This is a genomic window from Nitrogeniibacter aestuarii, assembly GCF_017309585.1.
Taxonomy (GTDB): domain Bacteria; phylum Pseudomonadota; class Gammaproteobacteria; order Burkholderiales; family Rhodocyclaceae; genus Nitrogeniibacter; species Nitrogeniibacter aestuarii.
On the sequence record NZ_CP071321.1, the window covers coordinates 3,204,155 to 3,222,698 of the forward strand.

The 18,544-nt window shown below is 61.6% G+C and carries 19 protein-coding genes; 2 read left to right on the top strand and 17 right to left on the bottom strand.

What is annotated here, in order from left to right; genetic code table 11:
• Nucleotides 1-4 precede the first annotated feature (4 nt).
• The 16 genes from J0W34_RS14930 to J0W34_RS15005 all read right to left on the bottom strand — a co-directional run bounded on the left by J0W34_RS14930 (nt 5) and on the right by J0W34_RS15005 (nt 15,289).
• A complete protein-coding gene (locus tag J0W34_RS14930) occupies nt 5-1,159 on the bottom strand; it encodes an ATP phosphoribosyltransferase regulatory subunit (RefSeq protein WP_230969313.1) in 1,155 nt (384 codons plus the stop codon).
• A gap of 8 nt (nt 1,160-1,167) precedes the next feature.
• Entirely contained in the window at nt 1,168-1,356 is a 189-nt protein-coding gene (locus J0W34_RS14935; protein WP_227817994.1) for a DUF2065 domain-containing protein, read from the bottom strand.
• Nucleotides 1,353-2,243 (bottom strand): protease modulator HflC, encoded by an 891-nt coding sequence (gene hflC / locus J0W34_RS14940; protein ID WP_230969314.1) that lies wholly within the window; start codon nt 2,241-2,243, stop codon nt 1,353-1,355. Before hflC ends, J0W34_RS14935 begins: the two co-directional genes overlap by 4 nt.
• Entirely contained in the window at nt 2,243-3,502 is a 1,260-nt protein-coding gene (hflK, locus tag J0W34_RS14945) for an FtsH protease activity modulator HflK (RefSeq protein WP_227817996.1), read from the bottom strand. The genes hflC and hflK overlap by 1 nt, the downstream gene beginning before the upstream one ends.
• Before the next feature lie 11 nt (nt 3,503-3,513).
• Nucleotides 3,514-4,668, bottom strand: a complete 1,155-nt coding sequence (hflX, locus tag J0W34_RS14950) for a ribosome rescue GTPase HflX (protein ID WP_230969315.1) — start codon at nt 4,666-4,668, stop codon at nt 3,514-3,516.
• A 41-nt stretch (nt 4,669-4,709) separates the two neighbouring features.
• Entirely contained in the window at nt 4,710-4,955 is a 246-nt protein-coding gene (gene hfq / locus J0W34_RS14955) for an RNA chaperone Hfq (RefSeq protein ID WP_227817998.1), read from the bottom strand.
• Between the two features lie 86 nt (nt 4,956-5,041).
• Nucleotides 5,042-6,370 (bottom strand): ribosome biogenesis GTPase Der, encoded by a 1,329-nt coding sequence (gene der, locus J0W34_RS14960; protein WP_230969316.1) that lies wholly within the window; start codon nt 6,368-6,370, stop codon nt 5,042-5,044.
• Nucleotides 6,371-6,385: 15 nt separating this feature from the next.
• Nucleotides 6,386-7,534, bottom strand: a complete 1,149-nt coding sequence (bamB, locus tag J0W34_RS14965) for an outer membrane protein assembly factor BamB (RefSeq protein ID WP_230969317.1) — start codon at nt 7,532-7,534, stop codon at nt 6,386-6,388.
• Nucleotides 7,531-8,184 (bottom strand): YfgM family protein, encoded by a 654-nt coding sequence (locus tag J0W34_RS14970; protein WP_230969318.1) that lies wholly within the window; start codon nt 8,182-8,184, stop codon nt 7,531-7,533. The genes bamB and J0W34_RS14970 overlap by 4 nt, the downstream gene beginning before the upstream one ends.
• Nucleotides 8,171-9,466, bottom strand: coding sequence for a histidine--tRNA ligase (gene hisS, locus J0W34_RS14975; RefSeq protein WP_230969319.1), 1,296 nt, complete (start codon nt 9,464-9,466; stop codon nt 8,171-8,173). The genes J0W34_RS14970 and hisS overlap by 14 nt, the downstream gene beginning before the upstream one ends.
• A 29-nt stretch (nt 9,467-9,495) precedes the next feature.
• A complete protein-coding gene (ispG, locus tag J0W34_RS14980) occupies nt 9,496-10,740 on the bottom strand; it encodes a flavodoxin-dependent (E)-4-hydroxy-3-methylbut-2-enyl-diphosphate synthase (protein ID WP_227818003.1) in 1,245 nt (414 codons plus the stop codon).
• Between the two features lie 2 nt (nt 10,741-10,742).
• Nucleotides 10,743-11,759 (bottom strand): RodZ domain-containing protein, encoded by a 1,017-nt coding sequence (locus J0W34_RS14985; protein WP_230969320.1) that lies wholly within the window; start codon nt 11,757-11,759, stop codon nt 10,743-10,745.
• Between the two features lie 5 nt (nt 11,760-11,764).
• A complete protein-coding gene (gene pilW, locus J0W34_RS14990; RefSeq protein WP_230969321.1) occupies nt 11,765-12,577 on the bottom strand; it encodes a type IV pilus biogenesis/stability protein PilW in 813 nt (270 codons plus the stop codon).
• Entirely contained in the window at nt 12,574-13,671 is a 1,098-nt protein-coding gene (gene rlmN, locus J0W34_RS14995; protein ID WP_227818006.1) for a 23S rRNA (adenine(2503)-C(2))-methyltransferase RlmN, read from the bottom strand. Before rlmN ends, pilW begins: the two co-directional genes overlap by 4 nt.
• 77 nt (nt 13,672-13,748) lie before the next feature.
• Nucleotides 13,749-14,174 carry a nucleoside-diphosphate kinase gene (gene ndk, locus J0W34_RS15000; RefSeq protein WP_227818007.1) on the bottom strand — a complete coding sequence of 142 codons (426 nt, stop codon included), beginning with the start codon at nt 14,172-14,174 and terminating at the stop codon, nt 13,749-13,751.
• A 107-nt stretch (nt 14,175-14,281) separates the two neighbouring features.
• Nucleotides 14,282-15,289 (bottom strand): TRAP transporter substrate-binding protein, encoded by a 1,008-nt coding sequence (locus tag J0W34_RS15005; RefSeq protein ID WP_227818008.1) that lies wholly within the window; start codon nt 15,287-15,289, stop codon nt 14,282-14,284.
• A 91-nt stretch (nt 15,290-15,380) separates the two neighbouring features.
• Here J0W34_RS15005 and J0W34_RS15010 point away from each other — a divergent pair, with 91 nt between their 5' ends.
• Nucleotides 15,381-17,348: a sensor histidine kinase gene (locus J0W34_RS15010; protein ID WP_227818009.1), complete on the top strand. Its 1,968-nt coding sequence runs from the start codon at nt 15,381-15,383 to the stop codon at nt 17,346-17,348.
• Nucleotides 17,345-17,998 (top strand): response regulator transcription factor, encoded by a 654-nt coding sequence (locus tag J0W34_RS15015; RefSeq protein ID WP_407941100.1) that lies wholly within the window; start codon nt 17,345-17,347, stop codon nt 17,996-17,998. The genes J0W34_RS15010 and J0W34_RS15015 overlap by 4 nt, the downstream gene beginning before the upstream one ends.
• Nucleotides 17,999-18,071: 73 nt before the next feature.
• Here J0W34_RS15015 and J0W34_RS15020 read toward each other — a convergent pair whose 3' ends face one another.
• Nucleotides 18,072-18,440 carry a hypothetical protein gene (locus J0W34_RS15020; protein ID WP_227818010.1) on the bottom strand — a complete coding sequence of 123 codons (369 nt, stop codon included), beginning with the start codon at nt 18,438-18,440 and terminating at the stop codon, nt 18,072-18,074.
• Between the last annotated feature and the right edge of the window lie 104 nt (nt 18,441-18,544).

Sequence of the window (18,544 nt, forward strand, 5' to 3'; positions counted from 1 at the left end):
TTACTCAATCTCCAACGAGCGGCACGACCGTCCATCGGTCGCCCTCTTTAACCAGCTGGCGGTCACACCCCGCCTCACGCCACGAGCCGTCATGACCCGGCAGCGCTTCCATGACAATTTCGCCCTGCTGACGCAACTGCGCCACTTGCGCCACGAGCGCTTCTTCGGTCAGTTTCGGCGCCAGAATCGCACCCGGCTGTTCCATGTCCGGCAATCCCCGGACCAGCTCACGCAGGTCGAGGCTGAATCCCGTCGCGGGACGTCCGCGCCCGAAAGCCTCGCCCACAGCGTCGTAGCGACCACCCAAAGCCAATGCGGCGGCAGAGTGGGCACCATAGGCCGCGAACACGACACCACTGTGGTAATGGTAGCCCCGGAGGTCTGCCAAATCGATGCTGATCGGCAAACCGTCCAGCTCAGCCGCGACGGCCTTGAGTTCGTCGAGCGCCGCGACCACCTCAGGCCAGTCCGGCAGTTCGCGGACAGCATCGTCGAGCACCTCGACACCACCATACAATCGCGGCAGCGCCAGCAAGGCACTCTTGACCGGCTCGGCGCAATCCGCAAGACGCTCCGACAAGCCCGGAATATCCTTTGTCTGCAACAGACCGAGCACGTCACGCACCGCCTCGTCGTCGAAACCACTGCGTTCGATCAAGGCACGGAACAGGCCCACGTGGCTGACATCGATGCGCGAGGTCTCGACGCGGGCAATCGTCATCACCTCATTGAGCAGCCGCATCACCTCGATGTCCGCTTCAATACCGGCGTGTCCGTAGATCTCGGCCCCCAACTGCATGGGCTCGCGAGAAGCGGTCAGCGTCGCCGGCATCGCGTGCGCCACCGCGCCGCAGTAACACAGCCGGGTAACGCCTTCGCGATTGAGCAGATGTGCATCGATCCGGGCCACCTGCGGCGTCATGTCGGCGCGAACGCCGAGCGTGCGACCGCTCAGTTGATCGACAGACTTGAAAGTTCGCAGCGTGAGGTCCTGCCCTGCACCGGTCAGCAGGGATTCGAGGTACTCGATGAGTGGCGGCACCACCATCTGGTACCCATGCGAGCGAAATGCATCGAGCAACCGGCGACGCAGCTGTTCGAGCTTGTCTGCCTCGGGCGGCAGCACATCCTGGAAGTATTCGGGCAGCACCCAGCGCATGAGTCTACTTATTCACTGAAGAAAAAAAGCAGAATGAGTCCGAGCAACATCGAACTCAGACCGATGAATCGAATCTGGCCATCCGCCATCTCGACGAGGCGGCGAAAGGTTTCCCGCCAGGTGGCGGGCGCAATAAACGGCAAAATGCCCTCGATGATCAACATGAGGGCAATGGCCGTCAATAAGGTGGACTTCATTCAGCTTTTGGCTTTGTGCGTCCGCTCCCTTGGCGCAGGTACTTGAAGAAGTCACTGTCAGGCTCAACCACGAGTACATCGCCCTTGTCCGAGAACGTCTCGCGATACGCCTGCAAGCTGCGGTAGAAACTGTAGAACTCGGAATCCTGACCAAACGCATCGGCATAAATCGCTGCGGCCTTGGCATCGCCCTCACCCTTGACGCTCTGCGCATCCCGGTAGGCTTCGGCCACGATGATTTCCCGCTGGCGATCCGCGTCAGCACGAATACGCTCCGCCTCGGCCGCACCTTCGGACCGCAACTCATTGGCCACGCGCTTGCGCTCGGCCTCCATGCGGCGATAGACCGATTCGGACACTTCCGTGGGCAGATCGACGCGCTTCAGACGCACATCGACAATCTCGACGCCAATCTTGCGCGCATCGGTATCTGCCTTGACCCGCATGCGCTCCATGATGTCGTCACGCTGACCTGACACGACTTCGTGCACCGTGCGCTTACCGAATTCCTCGCGCAACCCCGCATTGACGGTCTGCTCGATCCGGGTCAGGGCGCGGGACTCGATACCGCCCACTGAAACGAAATACAACTCCGGGTCGGCAACCCGCCACTTCACGAAAAGATCCACAAGCACGTTTTTCTTTTCGGACGTTATGAAGCGCTCTGGTTCGGGCGTATCCATGGTCAGGATACGTCGGTCGAAGTAGGTCACATTCTGAATGAGCGGCACCTTGAAGTTCAGGCCGGGCTCCTTGATGACCTTCTTGATCTGTCCAAACTGGCGAACAATCGCGAACTGGCGCTTATCGACGGTGAACATCGACATGGACACCACAGCGAGAGCAAACAGGACGACCCCGAGAATGATGGGAGTACGATCACGCATTATCGGCCTCCCTGATCGCGTGAGTTACGAAGGAAGTCGCGGCTACGATAGTCGTTTGCGCCGGAACCTTTTGTCGTCGACGGTGCGATGGATGCATTCGACGGCGTACTCGCCATGCTTGGCGAGCGTGCGCCTGATGAATTGCTCGCGGCATTAGCGCCGGCCGCCTGCATCAGCTTGTCGAGCGGCATGAAGAGCATATTGCCATTGCTTTGGGCATCAATCATGACCTTGGTCGTGTTGGTGTAAACATCCTGCATGGCATCGATGTACATGCGCTCGCGGGTGACCTTGGGTGCCTTTCGATACTCGGTGAGCACCTGCTCGAAACGGCTGGCCTCACCTTCGGCGTTGGCGACTACGCTGGCGTTGTACGCATCGGCCTCTTGCTTGAGTCGGGAAGCAGTACCACGTGCCTTCGGAATCACGTCATTGGCGTAAGCCTGACCTTCGTTCTTCTGGCGCTCCTTGTCCTGCCCGGCTTTGACTGCATCGTCGAACGCTGCCTGAACCTGCTCGGGTGGCTGCGCGTTACGCATGGTCAGCTGGCTGATTTCGATGCCGGTCTGGTAGCGGTCCAGAATCGTCTGCATCGTATCCTTCGCACGCTGAGCCACTTCTTCGCGCCCCTCGTACAGGACAAAGTTCATGCTGCTGCGTCCGACCACCTCACGCATTGCGGTTTCGGCAGCCTGTTTCACGGCCTCATCCGGCGTACGGTTGTTGAACAGATATTCTTCCGGGTTCTTGAGCACCCATTGCGCGGCAAACTGGATGTCGACGATATTTTCGTCATCCGTCAGCATGAGTGACTCACGCAGCACCTTGTTGCGTTCTGCGTTGCGATAGCCCACCTCGACGGTCCGCACGCCCGCCACGTCGACGAGCTCATGCGTTTCGATCGGGTAAGGCATGCGCCATTGCAGGCCGGGATCCGTGGTTTCGGCGTACTCACCGAAGCGCAGCACCACGCCGCGCTGGTTGGCATCTACGATGTAGAACCCGCTGGCAGCCCAGACGAGCAAGGCCAGCACGATCAAGGCGCCGAGGCCACCCGAAAACTGCTTGGGGCTCAGGCCACCACCGTTGCTCTGACCGCCGTCGTTGCCACCGCCACCGTTGCTGCGGCGCCCGAACAGGCCACCGAGCCGGCGATTGACATCGCGCCACAGGTCATCGAGATCGGGAGGCCCTTCCTTGGGCCCGCCCCGATCGTTGTCATTCCCCTGGTTACCCCAGCGAGGATCGTTAAGCGACATGAATTTTTCCGTCAGGAATGGAGTGGATCGTAACTGGAGGACGCCGGTGGCGTCTCGTCGCCGCGAATGCGCTCATGAAAGGCTTGCGCCGCTTCGGTCAACGCCGATCGCAGCAGGTCCAAGCCCTCACCTGTCCTGGCGCTCACAAAAACGCGCCTGATTCTATCACAGGCGTCCCGATCGGCCTGCGGGGCCAAGCGGGTCTTGTCGATCTTGTTCCACACCAGAATCTGGGGAATGTCCCCAGCTCCGATTTCGTTGAGCACTTCGTTCACGGCCTCGATCTGGGCGTCACGGTCTTCGCTGCTCGAATCTACGACATGAAGCAGCAGATCAGCCCCGACGGTCTCCTCCAGCGTTGCGTGGAACGCTGCCACCAGTGTGTGCGGCAGCTCCCGAATGAATCCGACCGTGTCAGACAGCACTATGTTCCCCACCTCGCCCAGATACAGGCGCCGGGAGGTCGTATCGAGGGTGGCGAACAGCTGATTGGCTGCGTAGGCATCTGCCTTGGTCATGGTATTGAACAAGGTGGATTTGCCCGCGTTGGTGTAGCCCACGATCGACACCGACAGCACGTCACGACGTGAGCGGGAGCGTCGGCGCACGCCACGCTGCTTCTCGAGCTTGGCGAGCTTTCCACGCAGGGTTTTGACGCGTTCTCCAAGAAGCCGGCGGTCGGTCTCGAGCTGCGTTTCACCCGGGCCACGCAGGCCGATACCCCCTTTCTGACGCTCCAGGTGGGTCCAGCCACGCACCAGGCGCGTGGCCAGATGCTCGAGCTGCGCAAGTTCGACCTGCAACTTGCCCTCGTGGCTCTGGGCTCGCAAGGCGAAGATATCGAGGATCAGCGAGGTGCGGTCAATGACGCGGCACTCAAGCTTACGCTCTAGGTTGCGCTGCTGACCCGGCGCGAGATCGTGGCTGAAGATCACCAGGTCAGCTTCACAATCACGCAAAGCCTCGCCGAGCTCCTCGGCCTTTCCCTTGCCGATATACAGGGCTGGATCTGGCGAACGTCGCTTGGCGCGCACGACGCCTGCTACGGAGGCGCCCGCGCTGCCAGCAAGCAACTCAAGTTCGCTCAGGCGCTCGTCAATGGCATCCTGACCGAAATCAACTTGAACGAGAACCGCCCGCTCACCCGATTTGGGGCGGTCAAACACGTGGCATGTCTCCCGGCATGCGTCCGTGCATCATGTGGAGATCAGTTTCCGTTTTCGCCATCCTGTTGCTGCTGGAAATTCACCGGACGAGCAGGCACCACCGTGGAAATGGCGTGCTTGTACACCATCTGCGTCACCGTGTTCTTGAGCAGCACGACATACTGGTCAAAAGACTCGATCTGACCTTGAAGCTTGATGCCGTTGACCAGGTAAATGGACACGGGCACGTGTTCACGCCGCAGTGCATTGAGGAAGGGATCTTGTAGCAGTTGGCCTTTATTGCTCATGTTTAGCCTCTATCGTTATGTTTTCGTAATTTATCGGATTTCGCACTGCAACACCAATTAACGGCATTGGAAGTCGGGGTGTGGACTCAATCCTTGTCGGCGAACGGATTGCTCGTGGATTTGAATTGTATCCGCAAAGGCGTTCCCTGCAGCCGGAACGCCTCCATGAAAGTCCGCGACAGATATCGGGTGTAGGTGTCGGAGACTTTTTCCAGACCGGTCCCGTGTATGACAATGACCGGTGGGTTGCTGCCGCCCTGGTGAGCGTAGCGCATTTTCGGGCGGAACCCACCGGACCTCGGCGGCGCCTGTTTCTCGACGGCTTCTTGCAGGGTGCGCGTCAGGCGCGGTGTCGAGAGCTTCGCCATGGCCGCCGCGTATGCGCCGTCCACGGACTTGAGCAGCCCGTTGATGCCGCGGGACTTGAGCGCGGAAATGTAATGTGTCCGCGCAAACCCGAGAAAGTGCAGCTTGTGCGCCATGGCTTCCTTGAGACGCTCCCGGCGGTAGTCGTCCACCGCGTCCCACTTGTTGATCGCCACCACCAGCGCGCGCCCAGCCTCCAGGACGAAGCCGGCAATGTGGGCATCCTGTTCGGAAATGTCCTGGCTGGCATCAAGCACCAGCACGGCCACATTTGCCTCTTCGATGGCTTTGAGCGTCTTGATGACCGAAAACTTTTCAACGGTTTCGAACACCTTGCCGCGACGGCGCAAACCGGCCGTATCAATCAGCGAGTATTGTTTGCCGTTGCGTTCAAAGGGAACGGTGATGGCATCCCGAGTCGTCCCGGGCATGTCGAAGGCAATCACCCGCTCCTCACCCAGAAGCGAATTGATCAGGGTCGACTTGCCGACATTGGGACGACCGACAATGGCAACCTTGGGGCCGTGATCTTCGGCCTTTTCGTCCGGCACATCTTCCGGAAACGCTTCGAGCACGACGTCGAGCAACGGTTTGACACCGTCGCCGTGGGCCGCTGAAATGACCAGCGGATCCCCCAGCCCGAGTGCGTGAAACTCAGCGCCGGCCATCGCACGGTCCATGCCCTCGCCCTTGTTCACCACAAGAAACACCGGGCGCTCCGCCTTGCGCAGGCGAATGGCGATCTGTTCGTCATGGGGCGTCAGACCGGTACGCCCGTCGACGAGGAACATCAGCACATCGGCTTCGACAATGGCCTGCTCGGCCTGTCGTGCCATTTCATGCATGATGCCGTCCTTGGCAACCGGATCGAAACCGGCGGTATCGACCACCAGATAGTCCCGATTGCCAAGTCGACCGATCCCGTAATGCCGATCGCGGGTCAGACCCGGCTGATCAGCCACCAGCGCATCGCGGGAGCGGGTCAGTCGATTGAAAAGAGTCGACTTGCCGACATTCGGACGGCCGACAAGAACAAGCGTGGGTTTCACAGTCTGGCGACCACCTTAGCGTACGTCAAAGACGTAGAGACGACCCTTCTGGGTCTGTACGACGGCCGAGTCACCCAGCGGCTGAGGCGCCGCCTTGATGGCACTGCCATCCGTCTGGGCGCGGCCGATGAAGGCTCCCGTCGATCGGTCCAGCACGTGAACGTAGCCCTCGGCGTCGCCCACCAGAATGCCACCACCGGTCAACACCGGAGCGCTCAGCTGACGATTGGTGAGATCTCCCTGGCGCCACATGCTGGCACCGCTGAAGGCATCCAGCGCAGCCACAGCACCGGCGGTCTCCGACACGTAGACCTGACGCGCATCACGAGCGATGCCGACGCTGGTCGATGCAGGTCGACTCCAGATGGTCTTGCCGTTGGTGATATCGAAGCACGATGCGCGCCCCTGGAACGTGGCAGCACACAGATTCTGGCGATACAGCACCGGGACACCGGTCACATCCGCCAAGCGCTCAATCTCAGTGGTCCCCTCGGGGTAGGCCACGGTCAGTTCCCAGATCAGCCCGCCGTTATTCAGATTCAGCGCGGCCAGCTTGCCTCCCGGGAAACCGGTCACGGCGACGTTCTTGTCGACCAGCATGCCCGATTGGGTGCGCAGCGTCAGAGGCGGCGTCACTCGTTTGTATGTCCACACGGTTTCACCGGTGCTGCGATCGAGCCCGAACAGCCGGTTGTCCGACGTGCGCACGACCACGTAGTCCTGGGCCACGGCAGGCTCGGCGAGCACCTCGGCATTGACGGGCTTGCGCCATTTTTCCTGACCGTTCGCCCCATCCAGGGCAATGATTTCGCCCTTCCCGTTGGCCACAACCACAAGCCCTTCGTCAGCGCCCACTCCGGCCGTCAGACCGCCTTCGAGCCTGGTTCGCCAACGCTCCTGCCCCGCCTCGGTGAAACGGGCAACCACGCCTTCCGCGCTGGCGGCGACGACATCGTTGCCCACCACGGCTGGGTTGAACCGGTAGATGCCCGCGTCACCCAGGCTGGCCGACCAACGCGGCGACACCGTCACTTTTGACTGAATGTCCCGCAATTCCGCCATTTTCGGACCATCGTCAGAAAACGGGTTGAGCGACGAACACGCCCCCAACGCAAGTGCCGCGACCACGGGAAGCAGACGGAACATGGAACGCGATTCGGTCATTGGGCACCTCCGGCAAGCGCGTCGCGCTTCAGGCGAATGATTTCGATACTGCGATCTCCCACCACGGGAGAGGCATTGAGCGACTCGATGGCAGCATCGTAGGCCGCGCGAGCCTCAGCCGGCTTGCCTGCTGCCACCAGCGCATCGCCACGCAAATCGTTGTAGCGCACCATCAGCGTTTCATCGACCGGATCGGTCAGAAGGTTCTCGGCTGCAGCGGCATCGCCAGCATTCAGGCGTACCGCGGCCAGACGCAACCGTGCAATGTCCCGAACGGCGGGCAGGTCACCGTGCTTCATGACCCACTCCAGCGGTAGTGCGGCATTGTCGGTTTCACCGGCATCCGCCTGGATCTTGGCCGAGCGCAAGGAGGCAAGCGTGGCGTAAGGGGTGCCACCATACTCGCCGACGATCTTGCCGGTGGCTTCACGAGCGGCGGCAGCGTCACCAGCGGCAGCGGCCTTCTCGACCACGGCGAACAGACCGGCGGCCTCGGCAGATTGCTGGCGTTGGTACCACTTCCAGCCCTGCCAGCCGACAGAGGCCACGGCACAGGCCACGGCAATCGAGGTAATCAGATTGCCCCATTTGTTCCACCAGGCCTTCAGTTCGTCAATCTGTTCCTGTTCTTCGAGGTCATACACTGCCATCGTCGTCTTCCACGGCAAATAGGAGGTCGGCCAGCACATCGGCCAGGGCATCGACGGCAACACGCTGTTGCTCGCCGCCATCGCGCATCGGTTTGAGGGTGACCTCACCCGCCTGCGCTTCATCATCACCAATGATCACGGCGCAGGGTGCGCCGGAGGCATCAGCCTTTTTCATCTGGTTCTTGAAACTACCGCCACCGCAATGGAGGATGGCCGAGAAACCCTGCGTGCGCAGGCCTTCGGCCACGCCAAACGCCATGCGATCGGCAAGCTCACCCTGATGGACGAGGTAGACGTCGGGCACTTCACGTTCCGGCTCGCCACCCGACTCCTGCCACAGGGCGAGAAGCCGCTCGACCCCCATGGCGAAGCCGGCGGCAGGCGTCGCCTTGCCGCCCATTTGCTCCACAAGGCCATCGTACCGGCCACCAGCGCAGACAGTGCCCTGGGAACCCAGCCGATCGGTCACCCACTCGAACACGGTCCGGTTGTAGTAATCGAGCCCGCGGACGAGACGAGGATTCACGGTGTAGGGAATCCCGGCGTCCTTGAGAATCTGCTGCACACCATCGAAGTGCGCTCGACTCTCTTCACCAAGATAGGCATCCAGCCGTGGTGCGGCCTCAACCAGCGCCTGCATGTCCGGGTTCTTGGTATCGAGGATACGCAATGGGTTGGTGTGCAGGCGCCGCGTGGCGTCCTCATCGAGCTGCTCGGCATGTGCCTCGAAATACTCAATGAGTGCGGCACGGTGCCCGGCTCGCTCTTCGGAAGAACCCAGTGAATTGAGCTCCAGACGAATATCTTCCAGCCCCAGGTCATCCCACAGGCGAGCGCACATCAGAATCAGTTCTGCATCGATGTCGGGCCCGTCAAAGCCGAGGGCTTCCGCACCGATCTGGTGGAACTGACGATAACGGCCTTTCTGCGGACGCTCATGGCGGAACATCGGGCCGTAGTAATACAGGCGCTTCGGCCCCGAATGGAGCAGGCTGTGCTGCATGACGGCACGAACACACGAGGCCGTGTTCTCGGGCCGTAGCGTCAGCCGGTCGCCGTTGAGGGCATCTTCGAAGGAGTACATCTCCTTCTCGACGATGTCGGTCACCTCGCCAATCGCCCGGGTGAACAGCGCAGTCGGTTCGACGATGGGCGTGCGGATGGGGCGATAACCGTAACTCTTCAGCCAGTCCCGGATCAGCGTTTCGAACTGTTCCCAGGTCTCCGCCTCGTCCAGAAAAATGTCATTCATGCCTTTGACGGCACGCAAACTTCGACTCATTGGTCTGTCTTTCTTATCTTTTATGCGGGTCAGCCCGCTTTCTTCGTGTATCTGGTTGCCACGTAGTTGTCCACGATGGCCTGAAACTCGGCGGCGATATTGTCGCCCCGCAGGGTAACGCTTTTTTCGCCGTCGACGAACACAGGCGCAGCCGGGGTCTCGCCGGTGCCAGGCAGTGAAATGCCGATATCGGCATGTTTGCTCTCCCCGGGCCCATTGACCACGCATCCCATGACGGCCAGCGTCATGTTCTCGACGCCATCGTATTGCTCTCGCCAGACAGGCATCTGATCCCGAACATGGGACTGGATCTTCGATGCCAACTCCTGGAAAAAGGTGCTGGTGGTACGCCCGCAGCCGGGACACGCGGTCACCATGGGCGTGAAGGCGCGCAGCCCCATGGTCTGCAGAATCTCCTGCGCCACAACCACTTCCTGAGTCCGGGCGCCACCCGGCTCCGGCGTGAGGGAAATGCGGATGGTATCGCCAATACCCTCCTGCAACAGCACCGACAGGGCTGCCGTGGACGCCACGATGCCTTTCGAGCCCATCCCGGCCTCGGTCAAACCCAGATGCAGCGGATAATCACAACGCCGAGCCATGTCGCGGTACACGGCGATCAGATCCTGGACACTCGACACTTTCGCGGACAGGATGATCCGGTCACCCGGCAGCCCGACCTTTTCGGCCAGTTGCGCCGATTCCAGGGCAGAGGTGACCAGTGCTTCGCGCATGACAGCGCCGGCATCCAGCGGCTCGACCCGCCTGGCGTTTTCATCCATGACGCGGGCCATGACCGACTGATCCAGGCTGCCCCAATTGACGCCGATACGCACCGGCTTGTCGTACTTGCAGGCGATTTCGACAATTTCCGCGAACTGCGTATCGCGCTTGGCGCCAGCACCGACGTTACCGGGATTGATCCGCAGCTTGGCCAGAATCTGGGCACATTCGGGCACCGCATTGAGCAAACGGTGGCCGTTGTAATGAAAGTCCCCGACCAGCGGCACAGAGACGCCCATGCGGTCGAGCTGAGCCTGGATATCGGGGACGGCCCGGGCAGCATCCTCGTTGTTCACCGTGATGCGAACCATCTCGGAGCCCGCACGCGCCAGTTCGGCCACCTGAATCGCGGTCGCGATCGGATCGGCGGTATCGGTATTCGTCATCGACTGGACCACGACCGGCCCATCGGAGCCGACCAGCACATTCCCGACCCGGACCTGACGCGTCTGCCGACGCTTCATCGCGCCTGCGTGAATCGTTTCCCGCATGATCATTCCACCGTCAGACGGGCCACACTGATCTTGGTATGCGGCGCCAGATCGACTGCCTTACCCTTGTATTCGAGTGCGACATCCTTTGCATTGCCCACCACCAGCCTGAAGGGTGGTTCGCCCTGGATCTCCTGAACAGAGCCCGGGCGATTGGTGCGCGCAAAAATGATCTTGTTGGAGGCGTCCCGCACTTCAACCCAGGACTCCCCACTGAACCGGAACACCAGTCTCTGCGTCGGCTCACCGGCCTCGGCCGTGGAGGTAACGCCAGCCGCTTCAGCGGCCGTCGACTGGGCCTCGGGGGCCGCCGTCGTCTCAGGGGCAGGCTGCGGCGCTTCTCCCGCGGGTGCGACAGCGTCGCCACCCACCCCCGGCGCAACGCCGTCGCCGGGCACGGCCTCGCCTGGCACGCCGACACCGTCACTCTCGACAGTCGAACTGTCGGGCATCCCCACAGGCGCATCGGCCGGCAAAGCCGGCGCGTCATCCGGAATCACCACCGGCGTCACGTCGATGCTCGGCGGTACGGGCGTCACCGGGGCCGGTGCCACGGGCGTTTCCATGGCATCCGCCGTATCACCGGTCTCTCGCGGCTGGGCAAACCAGTCGAAATACCAGCCCAGCGCGACGGCACCGAGGAGAATGATGGCCGCGAACGCCACCAGGGCACCGAACGGCCGAAAACCGTCGTTGCCCGCCGGCATGGTGCCCTCGGCATTGCATACGGGCGCCAGCTCCGGTGAGCCGACGCCATCGGTTCGTGCCAGCGACTGCAGCAAGGGCTCGGGATCAAGCCCGAGCAGCTTGGCATAGTTGCGCAAGAAACCCCGCGCAAAGGCAGCCCCCGGCAGCAACTCGAAGCGCTCGGATTCCAGCGCATCGACCTGGCGTTGGGTCAGCTTGAGCGCCTGCGCCACATCGGCCACCGTGTGGCCCTGGGCTTCGCGGGTCGAACGAAGGACATCACCGACGCCGGCAGCCGCCGGGATTGAAGCCTCGCCGGAATGATCAAGCATCTCGCTCACTCGTATTTCCCTTCAATCATCTGCTGATATTCCCGGGACGTCGGGAAACGGCTCTTGAGCTGGCTCGCATAGGTGGCCTCACTGTCCTTGTCGCCGCGCTTGTGCTCGATCCGGACGCCCAGCCACAGGGACTCGGCCGAGACCGCACCTTGCTGATGGGCCGAGTTGAGGTAGGCGTGGGCCGCCTCGTAGTTTTCGCGGAAGAAGGCAGCGGCAGCCAGATTGAGCAGCGCCTGCGTGTTGTTCGGGTCTGCCGCAACCGCCCTTTTAAGGAATGGCTCTGCCTCTGCATACTTTTGCTGCAGCATCAGACACAGACCAGAGTTCGTCAGGGGCCGCGTCACTGCATCGTAATACGGGTTCCTGGACGCCATGGCGAGGCGCTCCATGCCCTCGTTATAGCGCTTTTCGACGCACAGATACCAGCCGTAGCTGTTATTGATTTCAGGATCACCGGGCGCCAGGCGTATGGCCTGCTCGAAGGCTTGCTGAGCCGCCGCCTTGTCCCCCAGAGAGACCAGCAACAATGCATTGAGATGATGCGCCGGCGCGTAGTTGGGGTCGTAAGCCAGGGCGATACGGGCTTCGTCCAACCCGACACCAAAGCGTCCGGCCGAGTAGTAAGCCATTCCCAGATCCGTATGCACCTTGGCACTTCGCTGATTCCTGGTCGTGACCGGCCGCTCGGACGCGGGCCGCTGAAAATCGGCCGAGGAATTGGGGTTGGTGTTGCGGGCGGGATTGGTGTTACACCCGGCCAGCACCACGACCGGGAGGATCGCCATTAGCGCAGTTTTGCTGAACGTCATGAACGGAGCGTACTCGCAGGTTGAATGGTTTGGGTGCGGCGGGTCTTGTCGAGCACCTGGCCCGCCAGCTGGCCGCAAGCCGCATCCACGTCATCGCCGCGGGTCTTGCGGGTGGTCGCGACCAGTCCAGCGTCCTGAAGGATACCGGCAAAGCGTCGAATCCGCTCGGCAGGGGTTCGACGATAAGGCGAGTTCGGAAACGGATTGAACGGAATCAGGTTGTACTTGCAGGGCACTTCGCGCGCGATGGAGATCAACTCGCGGGCGTGGCTGTCGGCGTCGTTGATACCGTCGAGCATCACATACTCGAACGTCACGAAATCGCGCGGCGCTGCCGTCAGATAGCGATTGCAGGCCGCCAGCAATTCCTTGAGCGGGTACTTCTGGTTGATGGGGACGAGTTCGTCGCGCAGCTTGTCATTCGGTGCATGCAGGGAGACCGCCAAGGCCACCGGGCAGGCTTCGCGCAATCGATCCATCGCCGGGACAATGCCGGACGTGGACACCGTGACGCGGCGACGCGACAGGCCGTAGGCGTGGTCATCGAGCATCAGCTTGAGGGCCGTCACCACATTATCGAGGTTGGCCAGCGGTTCGCCCATGCCCATCATGACCACATTGCTGATCACACGCTCACCATCGGCCGTCGCGCCCAGCAGGCGATTGGCGAGCCACAGCTGACCAATGATCTCACCGGCGCTCAGGTTGCGATTGAAGCCCTGCTTGCCGGTGGAGCAAAACGAGCAGTCCAGCGCACAGCCGGCTTGCGAGGAAATGCACAGGGTGCCGCGATTGGATTCGGGAATGAAGACGCTTTCGACGGCGTTGCCGTTACCGACGTCGATCAGCCACTTGCGCGTGCCATCGGACGATTCGGCGTCTCGAATCGGTTGCGGGCAGCTCACGACCGCCTCTTCGGCGAGCGTGGCGCGCAGCTTTTTGGCGACATCGGTCATCTGATCGAAATCGCTGACACCGAAACGGTGAATCCAGCGCACGACCTGCTTTGCGCGAAACGGCTTTTCACCGCGCGCAGCCAACCAGTCGATGAGACCATCGACGTCGAAATCGAGCAAATTGACCTTGTCTGCCATGGTGTTTCTACTCCTCGCCTCAAATAGGAATCGGCCCGACGACCGGGCCGACCCTGTTGGCGAGCAAACCGCAGCGATCAGCGGCTGTAAACGTTCATGCCGGGGAAGAAGAAGGACACTTCAACCGCGGCGGTTTCCGGTGCGTCGGAACCGTGGACCGCATTGGCGTCGATGGATTCCGCGAAATCGGCACGGATGGTGCCCGGAGCGGCTTCTTTCGGGTTGGTGGCACCCATCAGCTCACGGTTCTTGGCGATGGCGCCTTCACCTTCCAGCACCTGGATCATCACCGGACCGGAGGTCATGAACTCGACCAGATCCTTGAAGAAGGGGCGCTCTTTGTGCACAGCGTAGAACTGACCTGCTTCCTGCTCGGACAGGTGAGCCATCTTCGACGCGATGATCTTCAGGCCAGCGTCTTCAAAACGCTGGTAGATCTTGCCGATCACGTTCTTGGCGACGGCGTCGGGTTTGATGATGGACAGGGTGCGTTCGATTGCCATGGATGTGCTCCAGTACGTCTAAGTGGTTCAAGAAAAAGCTTAACGGAGCATTCTAGCAATAAACGGCGACAACTCCCATCTTCACCCGTTACCGGAATTGACCACGCTCATTCGAGGGCGTCCGGGTCGAATCCCGTCTCATCGTAGATATCCTCGATCAGGCCCTCGCCAATCCAGCCCGCCATGGCTTTGTGCACAGGCAGCAGGGCACGTTTGAAGGCGATCCGTTCCTCCTCGGTCGGTTCGTGAATCTCGGTCGTGCCGGCTGAACGCACGGCTTCGAGCGCCTTTTCATTCTCGGCCCGGGCAATCGTGTTGGTGTATTCGGTGGCATCGCGCATGGCGCGCTCCAGGGCAGCCCGGATACTGCCAGGCAGGCCATTCCAGAACTTTGCATTGGTAATGACGGCGTAGCCCAGATAGCCATGATTGGTGAGCGTCATATGCGACTGCACCTCGTTCATTCGCTGGGTATAGAAGTTCGAGTGCGGGTTCTCGGTGCCATCGACCACATGCGCCGCCAGCGCCTGATAGACCTCGGAAAACGCAGTCACCCTCGGAGAAGCGCCCAGCGCGCGCATCTGTGCGTCGAGGACTTTCGACGACTGGATGCGCATCGACAGCCCACGCAAATCTTCCGGCCGGCGGATGGGGCGGTTGGCAGAGAAGGACTTGAATCCGTTGTCCCAGAACGCCAGTCCCTTGATGCCGCGAGGCTCAAGCAATGCGAGCATTTCCTGGCCCAACGGCCCGCGAGTCACTTTGTGCAGCGCCTCGGCGCTGTCAAAGATGTAAGGCAGATCGAACACTTCGAACGCACGCACGCCCAATGGGCCGAACTTGGCCAGCGACGGCGCAATGAATTCGACGGCGCCCAGTTGCAGCGCCTCCATTTCTTCCTTGTCCTTGTAGAGGGAACTGTTTGGATAGACCTCCACGCGAACGGCGCCTGCCGTGTATTGCGCCGCCAGTTCGGCGAATTTCTCTGCCCCCAGCCCCTTGGGCGTATTCGGCGCCACGACGTGACTGAATTTAAGCACCATCGGTTCGGCAGCGATGACCGGCAGGGCACTGCACCCGAGCACAAGCCCGAGGATCCATGTACGCAAACACACGGGTCCATCTCCTCCTGTTGTTGTTTTCCAGCATTTCTTAGACCGAACAAAGCGGGCATCATGCGCTGAACCACCGACTTTTTTCCGCGCCATGCCCCACACCGATCAACGCGCTTACGCTACCACACCCGCCTGGTACTGGCGCCTGCCCTCCATCACGCTCGGCCTGATGCTCATCGGGATCATCGCGCTGGTATGGATGACCCGGCACTTCGACGACGAGAAGCAGCGCGAGACCCTCATCAACGACGTGCTGTGGATGGAGCAGGACTTGCGCTTTCGCCTGGACCGGAACGAGGAATACCTCGCCGAGGCCGGACAATCCCTGCTCTCGGAGAACGAAGTCAGCGCCAAGACCGATGCCCGCATCGACCAGCTACTGAAGCCGGATACCGGCCTGGTCCAGATTCAGTGGCTGGACAGCGAAGGCAACACGCTCGGCGGGCGTCCCTACGCATCAGAAGATGTCAGCGTGGGTGAGACCCGCGGCGCCCTGCCCTCGACCGAAGACGCCCGGCTGGCACAGGCCGTCGGGCGCCCCGTCTACGGTGCCGCCTATCCGGTGCTTGGCGACAAATGGCGCTTCAACGTGCACGTGCCGGTCTTCACGGGCAGCCGTTACGTGGGCACGGTTGTGGGGGTCTACTCGATGCAGCACCTCGTGGTGCGGGAGCTGCCCTGGTGGTTCTCGGAGCGCTACCGGGTGAGCGTTCATGACGCCGATGGCCATGAGATCGCCGCCAAATCCAAGGTCGAAGCCCAGCCCGGCCACCAGCAATACGCCATCGCCTTCGACCCGCCCGGCTACGGGCTCACACTCAAGGTCACCGCCTACAAGGCCCCCACCCGCTGGGTGCCGGTCTTGCTCATCAGCGCGTTGGTGTTTCTCGGCGGCGTCATCGTCTGGAGCCTGTGGCAACTGCGCCAGCACACGATCGGCCGTCAACAGGCGGAAATGGCCCTGCGCGAGCAGATCTCCTATCGTCAGGCCATGGAAGGCTCACTGCTCACAGGACTTCGAGCGCGCGACATGGAGGGACGCATTACCTTTGTGAACCCGGCCTTCTGCCGGATGACCGGCTTTGCCGAGGACGAGCTCATCGGCGTCGCCCCCCCCATGCCGTACTGGGACCCGGACAATATCGAACGCACCCGGGCCATCCACGATGAGATCCTGGCCAGCGGTGCACCGCGTGAAGGGGTTGAAATCCGCTTCCGCCATAAAGACGGACACATGATCGACGCACTGATCTTCGAGGCACCCCTGATCGATGCCACCGGTACCCACGCCGGGTGGATGGGTTCATTCCTCGACATCACCAGCCAGAAACGGGCCGAGGCCATGACCCGCCAGCAAGAAGAGCGCCTGCAAGCCACCTCGCGCCTGATCACCATGGGCGAAATGGCATCGACGCTGGCCCATGAACTCAATCAGCCGCTGGCCGCCATTTCAAGCTACAGCTCCGGATGCATCAACCAGCTCGAAAAACCGCTGTCGGACACCGCTGAACTGCGCGACATTATCGGCAAGATCACCCGCCAGGCCCGCCGCGCCGGCGACATCATCCGGCGCGTGCACGACTTCGTCCGGCGCAGCGAACCCAAACGCGAATCCATCGACCTGAACAGCATCATCACCGAAGCGGTCGCCCTCGTTGAGGCCGATGCCCGTAAGCGGGTGGTCAACATCGACACCCAGTTCGCCCCCATGCCGCTGCCCGTCAACGCAGACCCGGTCATGCTCGAACAGGTGGCCATCAACCTGATCCGTAACGGGATGGACGCCATGCGCGATACCACGGACCGCCCACGCACCATCCGGGTCGAAACCTTCGGCGAGGATCGTCAGGTATACCTGCGTGTGACCGACGCCGGCCGCGGTATCGACCCCGAAGCCGCCAAGCGGATCTTCGAGCCCTTTTTCACCACCAAGGACGAAGGCATGGGCATGGGCCTGAATATCTGCCGCTCCATCGCCGAACTGCACAACGGCCGGCTCACCTTCGAAGACAACCCGCACGGTGGTACGATCTTCACGTTCTCACTCCCGCACGCATGATGAGCACACACGCCAAGCCGCTGACCCACATCGTTGACGACGACGAAGCCATTCGCGACGCCCTCGCCTGGCTGTTCAAGACCCGCGACGTGCCTTGCGAGACCTGGCGCTCGGCCGAGGACTTCCTCGACGCGTGGACCGCAGACCGTCGCGGCTGCATCGTCATGGATATCCGCATGGACGGCATGAGCGGGCTGGATTGCTCGAATGAATTGCGCCGGCGCGGCAACCTCATGCCGATCATTTTCATCACGGGCCATGGCGATGTCCCCATGGCTGTGGGCGCGCTCAAGCGGGGCGCCTTCGATTTCATCGAAAAACCCTTCGACGACAACGCCCTGGTCGACATCGTCCAGTCCGCGCTGGCAGAGGACGAACGCCTGGCTGAGCAGCGCGCCACCCAGGAGGATGTCGCCCACCGTATGGAGCAACTGACCACGCGCGAACGTGAGGTCATGGGGCTGATACTTGCCGGCAAGTTCAACAAGGTCATCGCCGACGAACTGAACATCTCGATGCGGACGGTCGAGGTTCATCGAGCACGCGTGTTCGACAAGATGGGCGTGCGCTCCGCGGTCGAACTGGCCCAGCAATTGACCCTGGCCGGCCTCTACGAAAGCATCACCCCTGAGGCAGATAGCGACGCCTGAAACCCCTGACATCAAAACGGCCGACTGCCCCTCAGGGACAGCCGGCCGCCGTGAAGTGCCTCAGGTGTTCCGGTCAGTCAGCGGTGAAGTGATCGCGATACACGAAGACGTTCGTGCTCGCATGGACACTCTTTTCCATGACCGGACCAGCAGCACCGCGCAGCCCGGCACCCAGCGCATCGCGAGAGGCGTAGCTCGGCCCTTCAGCGAAAAAGACGTGCTGCAGTGACGCGTGCGGGTCGGCACTGACAGCGCCATCATCCATCACCGGGCCGGCCGGACCGCGCAGGCCGGCAGCGGCGCTCTGAGTATAGCCGTAGCTCGGGCCGTCACCCCAGAGTGCAGACTGGACAACGAGATGCGGATCGGCCGAGGTAGCGCCGGCAAGCGGTGCGAGGGCGATGGCGGCAAGGGCGATAACGGTTTTGATTTGGGTCTTCATGATGTACTCCTGAACATTTGATAGCCGGCGTCAGGCCGGTGACTGTCTGGACATCGAGACAAGCGCGGAACCGTGATTTCAGATCATCGGCATATTCCGCACGG